Below are 12,637 nucleotides of genomic sequence, written 5' to 3'. Positions count from 1 at the left end.
GAGATGATTGGAAAAGGTTTCTCGGGAGTAAGAGTGTGAACCGTACTGACGAAGAAGAAATTGAGCTGCTTAAACGCGTCTGGTCTGAATATGGCAAGCCGGCTGTTTACGGTGTAGCCATTACCATGGCGGTTATTTTTGGCTATAAGGCTTATCAGAAGCATCAGCATGAAACCGCCTCTGCGGCTTCTGCCCTGTATCAGAATCTGCTGGAAACCACTCAGGCAGGCCAGATGGCTGAAGCCCTGTCAGAAGAACAGAAAACCACGATGACTCATGTGGTCAGCAATCTGCAGGACGACTACAGTGGTACCCGTTACGCATCGTTCGCCACCATGATTCAGGCTCAACAGCAGGTGCTGGAGAATGATCTTGACTCTGCCCGTGCTTCTCTGGAGTGGGTGCTGGACAACAAGCCTGAAGCGGAAGTAGAGCAGGTGGCCCGTACGCGTCTGGCGCGCGTTATTCTGGGGCAGGGCGATGAGAATGCGCAGGTTGCCCTGGATGTGCTGGCTGCTGGAAAAGCGGACGAGGCATTCACTGCAACCGTTGAAGGTGTGCGTGGTGACGCCTATGTTGCTCTGGGGCAGCTGGACAAGGCGCGCGCCGCCTACCAGAAAGCACTGGAGGCTGCCCGTGACCACGGTGAGTCCCTGCCTGTTCTGCAATTCAAACTGGACGATCTGGCAGCTAACGTAAAAGAGGGCTAATGCATGGAAAGGTTTTTCAGATCGCTGCTGGTTGTCACCCTGTCGCTGGGTTTGACGGCCTGTGGTATGTTCTCCAAGGATGAAGAAGAGGTTCGTACCCCCAAACCGCTGACCAGTTTTGAAGCCAGTGTTGAAATGAAACAGGTCTGGTCCCAGAACATTGGTGAAGGTGTTCGTGGTGGGTATGAACAGCTGAAGCCTTCTGTTTTTGGAGATGTGATCTATTCAGCGGGCGCTGAAGGTACCATTACAGCGTTGGAGGCGGAGACCGGTAAGCGGGTCTGGAATCGCAAGCTGGGCGTTCAGGTTGGCGGTGGCATTAACGCCATGCAGGGCATGTTGCTGCTGGGTACCCTGGATGGTCGCGTGCTGGCTCTGAGCGCTGAAGATGGCAGTGATCTCTGGGAAACCCGTGTTAGCAGTGAAGTGATTTCTGTCCCTCAGGTGAGCGGCAATACGGTGGTTGTGCAAAGCATTGACGATACCGTAACCGCTATTAACGCTGAAAGCGGCCAAATAATCTGGGCGCAGGAAAATCTGCAGCCAGCTCTGACGCTCCGGGGCTCCAGTTCACCACGTATTGAAAACGGTGCTGTTTTTGCCGGTTTCCACAGTGGTGAGGCCCGGGCTTACCGTATTGAAGACGGCACACCGTTATGGGCCAGTAAAGTAGCTTTGCCGAAAGGTTCCTCTGAGCTGGAGCGTATGGTTGATATTAACGCGTCACCGCTGATTGTGGGTGATAACGTGTTTATGGTCAGCTATCAGGGCAATGCTGCCGCGCTGGATATGTACAGTGGCCGGGTGCGCTGGAATCGTGAAATTTCCAGTTACAAGTCCATGTCTTCCGGGTTTGGCTCCCTGTACCTGACGGATCAGGACAGTTATGTCAGCTCCATTGATCAGCGTACCGGTGCGGTTGGCTGGCGTCAGGATCAGCTGGAATATCGTCAGGTCAGTGCGCCGGCTGCTTATAGCAGCTATGTTGCAGTGGGTGATCTGGATGGTTATGTTCACCTGTTGTCTCAGGTGGATGGCAGTATGGCGGGTCGCTACAAGGTAGGGACAGCCATTAAGGCGCAACCGGTATCCGCTGGTGATCTGCTGTTTGTGCTGGATGCCAAAGGCAAGCTGTACGCGCTGGACAGAAAATAATACTTAGTCAGAACCCTGCGGGTTCTGACCGTTAGTTTCTCATCGGGCTGAATCCTGAACAGGTTCAGCCCGTTTTGTGTTTTTAAAACTGCTGTGAAAACCATAGTGCTTGCAGCGGTTCGTTTTAAAATGTTGCTGGTTTGTTTTCTGTTTAGAAGCTTTCTGTTTTAGAGGCTTTCTGTTTTAGAGGCTTTCTGTTCAGCGATTTTCTATTCGGGAAAAAGCCCGGCAGCGTTGATGGTAAGAGAAGTATGGTTCCTGTTATTGCTCTGGTGGGGCGTCCCAATGTGGGCAAGTCCACCCTGTTTAATCGCCTGACGCGTTCACGTGATGCGCTGGTGGCTAATGTCGCTGGCCTGACCCGTGACCGTAAATACGGTGAAGGAAAAATTGGTGCCAGTCCCTATATTGTTGTTGATACCGGTGGTATCAGTGGTGATGAGGAAGGCATTGATTCCGTTATGGCTGAGCAGTCTCTGGCGGCTATTCAGGAGGCGGATATTGTTCTGTTTCTGGTGGATGCCCGTGCGGGGCTGACAGCGGCGGATGAGATGATTGCTGATCATCTGCGCAAGCAGAACAAGCGTTATCATCTGGTACTCAACAAGACTGACAGTATTGATGCCGATCAGGCAGAAGCAGACTTTGCTGTACTGGGCTTTGGTGAAGCATTCCATATCGCTGCCGTTCACGGCCGTGGTGTGCGAGGCATGATTGATGATGTCCTGGAAGAGAACAAGGCGCTGAACCCGGAAGAGTTCGATGAAGAATACGAGACGGAAACAGTAAAAGCGCGCGGTATCAAGATTGGTATTGTCGGTCGTCCGAATGTAGGCAAGTCGACCCTCGTTAACCGCCTGCTGGGTGAAGATCGTGTGGTGGTTTATGATCAGGCGGGTACCACCCGTGACAGTGTGTACATTCCTTATGAGCGTTTTGGGCAGGAATACACCCTGATCGATACGGCCGGTGTGCGTCGTCGCGGTAAAGTGCATGAGATTGCCGAGAAGTTCTCGGTGGTCAAAACCCTGAAAGCCATCGAAGATGCCAATGTGGTTGTGCTGGTGGTGGATGCCCGCGAAGGTATTGTGGAGCAGGATCTGCACATGCTGGGCTTTGTTCTGGATGCTGGTCGCGCGGTGGTGATTGCGGTCAACAAGTGGGACGGCATGAAGGAAGAAGCCCGCAAACGGGTGAAGGAAGAGTTGTCGCGCCGCCTGGAGTTTATTAACTTCGCCCGGATTCACATGATTTCCGCACTGCATGGTACAAATGTAGGACATCTCTATGAGTCGATTGATGAAGCGTACGAGTGTGCCACCCGTAAGCTGTCCACAAACCAGCTGACCCGTATTCTGGAAGACGCAGTAAAAATTCATCAGCCGCCCATGGTTCGCAACCGCCGTATCAAGTTGCGTTACTGCCATGCGGGCGCAATGAATCCGCCAACGATTATTATCCATGGTAATCAGACGGAAGAAGTGCCGGCTTCTTACAAGCGCTATCTGGAAAATACTTTCCGCAAAGTGCTGAAAATTATGGGGACGCCTATTCGTATTGAGTTCCGTACCAGCGAGAACCCTTATGAAGACCGTAAACGTGAGCACCGGAAGAATACGGGTGACGGTCGCAAGGTGACTCATAAGCGTCGTACCATTGAGGTCAGCGAGAAAAAACTGAACAAGAAAAAGAAGAAGGTGCAAACTCGCAGAAAAGGGACTTCCTGAGGTTGTCATTTTTTAAGGTGATAGTCGCAAGGTGGTAGCTGTAACATAGTAGCTGTCATGGTTTAAAGGCTTCCCGGAGGCAGTGATGAATCTGTTTGACAATATTCCCCGGTCATTACCACAGGAGTTTATTGAGGTTCTGGCTGAAGGCAAAGGGGTGACGATAGAGCGCATTGTTTCCAGGGGGCATGTGACGCCGGAAGGTGAGTGGTATGACCAGGACAGGGATGAGTGGGTGGTGCTGCTGACCGGGGCGGCGTCGCTGAAAATTGAAGGGAAGCAGGAACTGATTCAGTTGTCGCCCGGTGATAGCCTTCATCTGCCTGCTCATTTAAGGCATCGGGTAGAGTGGACCGACCCGGATCAGGATTCTTTGTGGATTGCGGTTCACTACCAGCAACAGTAAGTTGCTGGCAGGGCTGATGGTCAGGCCTTCGGGCTTTCCGGGTGTAGCGAATCCACGGTGCAGCTTGCAGAGCCTGAGCTGAAGCGGGTGGTGATCTGGTCGCCCGGGTTCAGTGTGTTCACATCCCTTATTATGTCTTCACCTTTCTGCACAATAGAGTAACCCCTCGACAGGGTGGCAAGAGGGCTGACGACGTTCAGGTGTCCGGATAGCTGTTGCAGCTGATGGTTTTGGCGTTCCAGTTTTTTCTGTATCTGGTGTTGAAGATTTTCAGACAGATACTCTGTTCGATGTCTGATTTTTTCAACCAGCCTGGCAGGGGATTGCTGCAGCAGCCTGCTTTGTAATTGTTGAGTGTTTGAATGCTGGTTCTGCAGGGTGATGGTCATGGCCTGCTGCAGTCGGATTTCAAGGTCGTCCAGTCGTTGATTATGTTCCCTTAAACGCTCTCCCGGGTGTCGCAGGCGCAGGCTGATATTGTCCAGTGACTGGCTGGTCGTCTGCAGTTTGTGCTGAATGTGGGTGTTGAGTTTGCGGTTCAGCATATCCAGTTTATGCAGCCATTCCTGACGATCCGGGCTAAGAATTTCGGCAGCCGCCGAAGGCGTTGGGGCTCTGTAGTCCGCCACAAAGTCTGCAATGGTAAAATCAATTTCATGCCCGACAGCGCTGACAACAGGCAGTGCGCTGCTGGCTATTGCCCTGGCAACGGGTTCTTCGTTGAAAGGCCAGAGGTCTTCCAGAGAACCACCGCCCCGGCCAACAATTAATACATCAAGGTCGGGCATCCGGTTAGCCAGTTGGATGGCATTCACAATCTCCCCGCTGGCTTTTTTACCCTGAACGGCAGCCGGTATCACTGTCACCTTAATAGCAGGAAAGCGTCGTTTAAGTACGGCGAGAATATCTTTGATGGCCGCTCCGGTGGGGGAAGTGACCACCCCGATATGCCCGGGCAGTGTTGGGATATCTCGTTTGCGCCCGGCGCTGAACAAACCTTCACTGGCCAGTTTTGTCTTCAGCTCTTCAAAAGCCCGCTGCAGCGCTCCGGCGCCGGCTTCTTCCATATGATCTACGATTAACTGGTAGTCGCCGCGACCCTCATACAGGCTGACCCGTCCCCGTAGCAGTAGTTGCATGCCTTCGACCGGAGTGAACTTCAGGCTGTTGTTACGGTTTTTGAACATGGCGCAGCGTATCTGCGCACTGGAGTCTTTTAAGGTGAAATACCAGTGGCCCGAGCGCGGACGTGCAAGAGCTGAGAGTTCGCCTTCTACGCGAACATTGCCAAAATGCGTTTCCAGCATGCGGCGAGTACGACTGTTCAATTCTGTGACAGTCAGCGGGCGATGTGTTGACGATTGTGAGAATGAGTCGTCTGAAAAGTTGTATAGGTTTTGACCGTGCATTGTTTGACTCAAGTCAGGTGGTGTTGCAGTGAAGATTTCGATACCCCGTCTAAATTGCTGAGAATTAACGGAAATCACTTAATGGTTAATATGTTGTCACTAATATATTAATTAATACGTAGTGATTACAATTTAGACGTTAACTGTTTTCTCATTTCCTGTTAAGGGTTGTTATGTTTCTTGTGCAACTTCTGGTCGTTCTGGCCTGTATTCTGATTGGTGCGCGCATTGGTGGCGTTGGTCTTGGTTTGATGGGAGGGGTTGGCCTCGCTATTCTGAGCTTTGTGTTTGGTCTGCAGCCAACCAGCCCGCCGATTGACGTTATGCTGATGATCGTCGCGGTGGTGTCCGCAGCTGCCTGTATGCAGGCTGCCGGAGGTCTTGACTATCTGGTTCAGGTGGCTGAGAAGATTCTGCGTAAGAACCCTAAGCGTATCACCTTTATGGCTCCAGCGGTTACCTACGTATTCACCATGTTTGCCGGTACCGGCCATGTTGCTTACTCTGTACTGCCGGTTATCGCTGAAGTATCCCGTCGTACCGGGGTTCGTCCTGAGCGTCCTCTTTCCATGGCGGTGATTGCTTCCCAGGTGGGTATTGTTGCCAGTCCGATCGCTGCGGCTACGGTTGCACTGCTGGGTTTCCTGGGTGACTTTGATATCACTCTGGCAGGTATTCTGAGTGTTACCATCCCTTCTACTGTTATTGGTCTGGGTCTGGCGGCTCTGGTGACTAACAAGCTGGGTAAAGAGCTGAAAGATGATCCTGAATTCCAGAAGCGTATGCAGGACCCTGCTTTCCGCGCCAAAATGGAAGAGGAAAGCGGTGAGCTGGTTACAGAGCTGAAGCCGGGTGCGAAGAAGTCTGTTGGGATCTTCCTGCTGGCGGCTGTAACGGTTGTTGTTATGGGTGCCTTCCCGTCCCTGCGTCCTGTGTTTGAGTCCGGCGCAAGAATGGGTATGGCTCATACCATCGAAATTGTTATGCTGTGTGCGGGTGCAGCCATGGTGGCACTGTGTGGCGTTAATGTTGCCGAGGTAACTCGTGGTGACGTATTTATTGCGGGTATGCGTGCTGTTATTGCGATCTTCGGTATCGCGTGGCTGGGTGATACATTCTTTGGTGCTCACGATGCCATGCTGAAGTCCGGTATCGGCGAAATGGTCAGCATGTACCCATGGGCCTTTGCTATTGCCCTGTTCGTACTGTCTGTGATGGTGAACAGTCAGGGCGCGACCACAGGTACTCTGATGCCTCTGGGTGTTGCCCTGGGTCTGCCGGCTCCTGCCCTGATCGCTATGTTCCCGGCGGTAAACGGTTACTTCTTTGTACCTAACTACGGCCCGATCATTGCCTCCATCGACTTTGACAGCACGGGTACGACTAAAATCGGTAAGTATGTGTTTAACCACAGCTTTATGCTGCCGGGTCTGATGTCTATTATCTTCTCCGTGGTTGCTGGTTTTGTGATCTCTGGAATTGTGCTGTAACTGTCTGATGTAAAAGAAAAAAACATTGAGTGTTGAAAAACCGCAGCTGAGAAGTTGCGGTTTTTTTGTATTGGCATTCTAATAATTTCAAGGTATTCTGCGTGTGATAGGAATGCGGACTGCGGTAAAATCCCAGAAATTTTATCCGCAATTTTATCAACGTACTGGATTGGTAACAGGTAATGCTGAGAATTGCCCAAGAAGCCCTCACCTTCGACGATGTCCTGCTTTTGCCAGGCTATTCCGAAGTCCTCCCGAAAGATGTTTCTCTCAAGACCCGCCTGACCCGCGACATTGAACTGAATATTCCGCTGATCTCTGCTGCCATGGATACCGTTACTGAAGCCCGTCTGGCGATTGCCATGGCTCAGGAAGGTGGCATTGGTATTATTCACAAGAATATGACCGTTGCCCAGCAGGCCAACGAGGTTCGTAAGGTTAAGAAGCATGAAAGTGGCGTGGTGAAAGACCCGATCACTATCGACTCATCTGCCACAGTGCGTGATCTGCTGGAACTGACCGGCAAGCATAAAATTTCCGGCGTTCCGGTGCTGGATGGCGACGATTTGGTGGGTATTGTCACCAGTCGTGACGTGCGTTTTGTCTCTAACCTGGACAAAATTGTTTCCCAGATCATGACGCCAAAAGACCGTCTGGTGACAGTGCTGGAAGGTACCGACCAGGAAACGGTTCGCAAATTGCTGCACAAGCATCGCATTGAAAAGGTGCTGGTAGTTAATGACAATTTTGGTCTGGTAGGCATGATGACCGTTAAGGATATCAAGAAAGCCCAGGACTACCCTCTGGCCAGTAAAGACGATCATGGTCAGTTGCGCGTAGGTGCAGCGGTTGGTACCGGACCAGAAACCCCTGAGCGTGTAGCCGCACTGGTGGATGCTGGTGTTGACGTGGTCATTGTTGATACCGCTCATGGTCACTCTAAGGGAGTGATTGAACGTGTTCGCTGGGTTAAGGACACTTATCCGCACGTTCAGGTAATTGGTGGTAATATCGCCACTGGTGCTGCAGCGCGAGCTCTGGCGGAAGCCGGTGCAGACGGTGTCAAGGTCGGTATCGGGCCGGGTTCTATCTGTACCACCCGTATTGTTACCGGTATTGGTGTGCCGCAAATTTCAGCGGTGGCTAATGTGGTTGAAGCCCTGAAAGATACCAATGTTCCTGTGATAGCTGACGGCGGTATCCGTTTCTCCGGCGATCTTGCCAAGGCAGTTGTTGCCGGTGCCAGTACCGTTATGCTTGGCAGTATGCTGGCGGGTACCGAGGAAGCGCCGGGCGAGGTTGAACTGTTCCAGGGTCGAAGCTATAAGGCTTACCGTGGTATGGGTTCCCTGGGTGCTATGGCCCAGGCTTCCGGCTCCAGTGACCGTTACTTCCAGAGTACTGAAGACGGTACTGAAAAGCTGGTACCTGAAGGTATTGAAGGCCGGGTGCCTTACAAGGGGCCATTGAGCGCCATCATTCACCAGATGGTCGGTGGTCTGCGCGCTGCCATGGGTTATACCGGTTCTGCCGATATTCTCACCATGCGCTCTGTACCGGAGTTTGTTCGTGTGACCAATGCCGGTATGAAGGAATCTCACGTACACGACGTGACGATTACCAAAGAAGCGCCAAACTATCGTGTTGGTTAACAGATTGTTGACCTGATAAGAACAGTCGGATTTTTATCCGGCTGTTTTGCTTTTAGTTTCCATAAATGATGAAAATGCTCGCTGATGGCGCTGCATTTTCTTTTGCCCAAGGCTGTTTGAGAAGACTATGTCTAACGCAATGTCCAAGGATATTCACGCTGAACGAATTCTGATTCTGGATTTCGGTTCTCAGTACACGCAGCTGATTGCCCGTCGTGTGCGTGAAATCGGTGTTTACTGTGAGCTGCATCCGTTTGATATGGATGAGCAGAAAATCCGTGAATTCGCCCCTAAAGCTGTGATTCTGTCCGGTGGTCCTGAATCCGTTACCGGTGATGACTCGCCTAGAGCACCTGACGTTGTTTTTGACCTGGGTGTGCCAGTTCTGGGTATTTGCTATGGCATGCAGACCATGGCTGAGCAGATGGGTGGCAAGGTGTCCACTTCTAACCTGCGTGAGTTTGGTTATGCCCAGGTAACCCTGGAAGAGAAAGTCCGCCTGTTTGACGGTATTGAAGACCATATCTGTGAACACGGCCGCATGAGTCTGGATGTGTGGATGAGCCATGGCGATAAAGTCAGTGAGATGCCGGAAGGCTTTGTTCTCGCGGCTTCTACGGACTCCTGCCCGATCGCTGCCATGGCCTGTGAAGAGAAGCAGTACTATGGCATTCAGTTCCACCCTGAAGTGACCCACACCAAACAGGGTCATCGCATTCTTGAGCGTTTTGTGGTGGATATCGCTGGCTGTGAAAAGCTGTGGACTCCGGGACAGATTATTGAAGACGCTATTGCCCGTGTGCGTGAGCAGGTAGGTGACAAGCAGGTACTGCTGGGGCTGTCCGGTGGTGTTGACTCCAGTGTGGTAGCAGCGCTGTTGCACAAGGCGATTGGCGATCAGCTGGTCTGTGTGTTTGTTGATAACGGTCTGCTGCGCCTGAATGAAGGCGATCAGGTGATGTCCATGTTTGCTGAAAACATGGGTGTGCGCGTGATTCGTGCCGATTCTGAAGACCTGTTCCTGGGCAAGCTGAAAGGTGTGGATGAACCTGAAGCCAAGCGCAAAGTTATCGGTAACACCTTTATTGAGGTGTTTGACGAGCAGGCTACGGCACTGAACGGTATTGAGTTCCTGGCGCAGGGTACCATCTATCCGGACGTGATTGAGTCTGCCGGTGCAGAAAGTGGCAAGGCGCACGTGATCAAGTCCCACCACAATGTGGGCGGCCTGCCGGAAGAGATGAAGATGGAGCTGGTTGAGCCATTGCGTGAATTGTTCAAGGACGAAGTGCGCAAGATTGGTCTGGAACTGGGTCTGCCTTACGACATGGTGTACCGTCACCCGTTCCCCGGGCCAGGGCTGGGTGTGCGAGTGCTGAGTGAAGTTAAGAAAGAGTACTGTGATATCCTGCGCAGGGCTGATGCCATCTTTATTGAAGAGCTACGCAAGGCAGACTGGTACCACAAGACCAGCCAGGCATTTGCTGTGTTCCTGCCAGTGAAGTCTGTGGGTGTTGTGGGTGACGGCCGTCGCTACGAATACGTTATTGCCCTGCGTGCTGTTGAAACCGTTGACTTTATGACGGCCCGCTGGGCGCACCTGCCTTATGAGCTGCTGGAAAAAGTGTCGGGTCGTATTATCAACGAAATTGAGCACGTTTCCCGTGTTACCTATGACGTATCCAGTAAACCGCCTGCAACTATTGAGTGGGAATGATCCCTTCAGCAGGGCGTTTGCTCAGTAAAAGACATTGATGTTGTAAAAAAATCCCCCGTCATCCTGTATGGCGGGGGATTTTTTGTAAAAAAGGGTTAAAAAACATCAATTTATGAAACTTTTTGCTGAAAAATTGATCTATTGCAGGGAGTGGAAGATGTTTTTGTACTGGCTGTGGTTGTCAGGCTGCTGGCAGTGTGCATAATAGTCTTCTATCAGGGGTGACGTGGCAGGAAGCCGTCGCTACGTCCCTGCCTGTGATCCTCTTAAACGAGAAGCTCTTAAACGAGAAACTCTTAAACGAAAAGTAGAGGCGCACTGTTTTAATAGTAATCCGGAGTAGGGTGACTCCGTTGGTTGAGCCTTCAGCCAGTAAGCCGGATGAAAGGAAAAAGTGCCGAAGTGGGTATGAATGTCATATCTACCCGCTGGTGGTGCATCGAAGAGGTGTATCACTGTCACGGTTTTGAACTGTGGAGAGCTACTGGAAATCTGTGTGAACCGACTCTGTAAACGGTCGGCAAATCACACTTAGAAGTATGAACTGACCTGTCGTGCTTCTCATCCAACTGCCTCCTGATCTGACACCTGCAAGTCAAACTGAATAATAGCCTGTTAAGGATAACGGCCTTATGGAATGACTTGTTATTACGAGATCAGTTTTATGGATTTATTAAGTTTTAGTCACTCGCCGTTATCTCTGGCAGCCCCTGTCGTCGCTATTTTACTGGCGATTGTTACCCGTAAAGTACTTTTGTCCCTGGGGGCAGGTATCCTGACCGGTGCCCTTTTGTTGACCGGTTACAGCCCCCTGGATTCCCTTACCTACATCGGTAAGAGTTTTATTGGTGTTTTCTGGGATGAAGGCGTTAATGTTGACAGTGTTTTTATTCTGCTGTTCCTGATGTTGCTGGGGGTTATCACCACCCTGATTGATATTTCCGGTGGTGCCCGTGCTTTCGGAGACTGGGCTCGTGAGCGGGTTAAGACTCGCCAGGGTTCTCAGCTGCTGACGGTTCTGCTTGGTGTGATTATCTTTATTGATGACTACTTTAACAGTCTGGCTGTGGGTAATATAAGCCGTCCCCTGACCGATCGCCATGGTGTATCCCGTGCCAAGCTGTCCTACCTGATTGACTCTACAGCGGCGCCTGTCTGTGTGATTACGCCGGTGTCCAGCTGGGGTGCCTACATTATTGCCCTGATAGGTACGATTCTGGCGACTCATGAAATCACCGATATCAGTGCGATTTCTGCTTTCGTTGCCATGGTGCCGATGAATCTGTACGCAGTATTTGCTCTGGCGCTTGTTATCTGCAGTGCCTGGATGGATCTGAATGTTGGTCCCATGCGTACCCACGAGCGTCGTGCCCGTGCAGGTGAACTGTATGATGCCCGCAAAGGCACTCCTCCTGGTGCCAGCGCTGAGCTGGGCAGAAGCTCTAAAGGTACGGTATCTGACCTGGTGATTCCGGTGGTTACTCTGGTCATTGCAACGACCGCCTCTTTGATTGCTACCGGCGGTGTAGCCCTGTCCGAAGCGGGTGAGGCATTCTCTGTCCTGGGCGCGTTTGAAAATACGGATGTGGTTCACTCTCTGGTATACGGTGGCCTGATTGGTCTGGCGGTTACCATGGTGCGCATGATTCGTCATGACCTGGACGGTCCGGCCTGGAGCAAGGCCATTATTGAAGGTGTGCGCTCCATGTTGCCAGCGATTTACATTCTGGTCTTTGCCTGGATGCTGGTGGATGTGATCAGCTCTCTGGAAACCGGCCGTTATCTGGCAGGACTGGTCAGCAGCTCTTCTCTGGAACCCAGCTATCTGCCAATGATTCTGTTTCTGGTGTCCGGCGCCATGGCATTTGCTACCGGAACCAGCTGGGGTACCTTTGGTATCATGCTGCCTATCGCGGGTGATATGGCTGCTGCGGCAGAGATCTCCATGATGTTGCCGATGCTGGCTTCGGTTCTGGCGGGTGCGGTATTTGGTGATCACTGTTCTCCGATCTCTGATACGACGATCCTCTCTTCCACCGGTGCTTCCTGCCACCATATTGACCATGTAACGACTCAGCTGCCTTATGCTCTGGGTGTCGCAGTGGTTGCCATGTCGGGCTACCTGGTCATGGGTATGGCAGATTCTGCAGCTGCAGGCTTTACTACAGCTCTGGTGGTCTTTGGTCTGCTTCTGATGTTGTTCCGCAAGTTGTCAGGCTATTCAAACACCCCTGAAGATACTGTACTTGTCAAGGAATAACCCCCTACACTGAAAGAATGAAGGCGAAAGACAAGGATGTCTTTCATTCGTTCTACCTCGATACACAGTTCCGGAATTCCGTCAGGTTATCCGGGAGGTGGGTGGGGTATC

The 12,637-nt window shown here is 51.7% G+C and carries 9 protein-coding genes and 1 riboswitch; of the genes, 8 read left to right on the top strand and 1 reads right to left on the bottom strand.

All coding sequences use genetic code 11. The features are described from left to right. The first annotated feature begins 35 nt into the window (after window positions 1–35). The 4 genes from V5J35_RS02550 (at window position 36) to V5J35_RS02535 (ending at window position 3,998) form a co-directional block, all read left to right on the top strand. Entirely contained in the window at window positions 36–710 is a 675-nt protein-coding gene (locus V5J35_RS02550; RefSeq protein ID WP_354009757.1) for a YfgM family protein, read from the top strand. A 3-nt stretch (window positions 711–713) separates the two neighbouring features. Beyond that, window positions 714–1,865 (top strand): outer membrane protein assembly factor BamB, encoded by a 1,152-nt coding sequence (gene bamB / locus V5J35_RS02545; RefSeq protein WP_354009756.1) that lies wholly within the window; start codon window positions 714–716, stop codon window positions 1,863–1,865. A gap of 251 nt (window positions 1,866–2,116) precedes the next feature. Continuing rightward, window positions 2,117–3,592 (top strand): ribosome biogenesis GTPase Der, encoded by a 1,476-nt coding sequence (gene der, locus V5J35_RS02540; protein ID WP_354009755.1) that lies wholly within the window; start codon window positions 2,117–2,119, stop codon window positions 3,590–3,592. Window positions 3,593–3,677: 85 nt separating this feature from the next. Then, window positions 3,678–3,998, top strand: a complete 321-nt coding sequence (locus V5J35_RS02535; RefSeq protein ID WP_354009754.1) for a cupin domain-containing protein — start codon at window positions 3,678–3,680, stop codon at window positions 3,996–3,998. A gap of 20 nt (window positions 3,999–4,018) precedes the next feature. Here V5J35_RS02535 and xseA read toward each other — a convergent pair whose 3' ends face one another. Then, the gene (gene xseA, locus V5J35_RS02530; RefSeq protein ID WP_354009753.1) at window positions 4,019–5,407 is read right to left on the bottom strand and encodes an exodeoxyribonuclease VII large subunit; all 1,389 of its coding nucleotides are present in this window, start codon (window positions 5,405–5,407) and stop codon (window positions 4,019–4,021) included. Between the two features lie 173 nt (window positions 5,408–5,580). On the opposite strand from xseA, the gene V5J35_RS02525 reads away from it, so the two are divergent. The 4 genes from V5J35_RS02525 to V5J35_RS02510 all read left to right on the top strand — a co-directional run bounded on the left by V5J35_RS02525 (window position 5,581) and on the right by V5J35_RS02510 (window position 12,526). Continuing rightward, on the top strand, window positions 5,581–6,897 hold the full coding sequence (locus tag V5J35_RS02525; RefSeq protein ID WP_354009752.1) for an anaerobic C4-dicarboxylate transporter: 1,317 nt from the start codon (window positions 5,581–5,583) through the stop codon (window positions 6,895–6,897). Window positions 6,898–7,079: 182 nt separating this feature from the next. Beyond that, window positions 7,080–8,549 carry an IMP dehydrogenase gene (gene guaB, locus V5J35_RS02520; protein ID WP_354009751.1) on the top strand — a complete coding sequence of 490 codons (1,470 nt, stop codon included), beginning with the start codon at window positions 7,080–7,082 and terminating at the stop codon, window positions 8,547–8,549. Window positions 8,550–8,688: 139 nt separating this feature from the next. Beyond that, the gene (gene guaA, locus V5J35_RS02515) at window positions 8,689–10,266 is read left to right on the top strand and encodes a glutamine-hydrolyzing GMP synthase (protein ID WP_354011356.1); all 1,578 of its coding nucleotides are present in this window, start codon (window positions 8,689–8,691) and stop codon (window positions 10,264–10,266) included. A 300-nt stretch (window positions 10,267–10,566) separates the two neighbouring features. Continuing rightward, window positions 10,567–10,758: riboswitch (Lysine riboswitch) on the top strand. Between the two features lie 172 nt (window positions 10,759–10,930). Beyond that, window positions 10,931–12,526: a Na+/H+ antiporter NhaC family protein gene (locus tag V5J35_RS02510; protein ID WP_354009750.1), complete on the top strand. Its 1,596-nt coding sequence runs from the start codon at window positions 10,931–10,933 to the stop codon at window positions 12,524–12,526. Window positions 12,527–12,637 lie beyond the last annotated feature (111 nt).

Source organism: Endozoicomonas sp. NE40 (assembly GCF_040549045.1).
Taxonomy (GTDB): domain Bacteria; phylum Pseudomonadota; class Gammaproteobacteria; order Pseudomonadales; family Endozoicomonadaceae; genus Endozoicomonas_A; species Endozoicomonas_A lisbonensis.
Note: the sequence above shows the minus strand (reverse complement) of the source record. Positions and strands in the feature narration are given on the sequence as shown.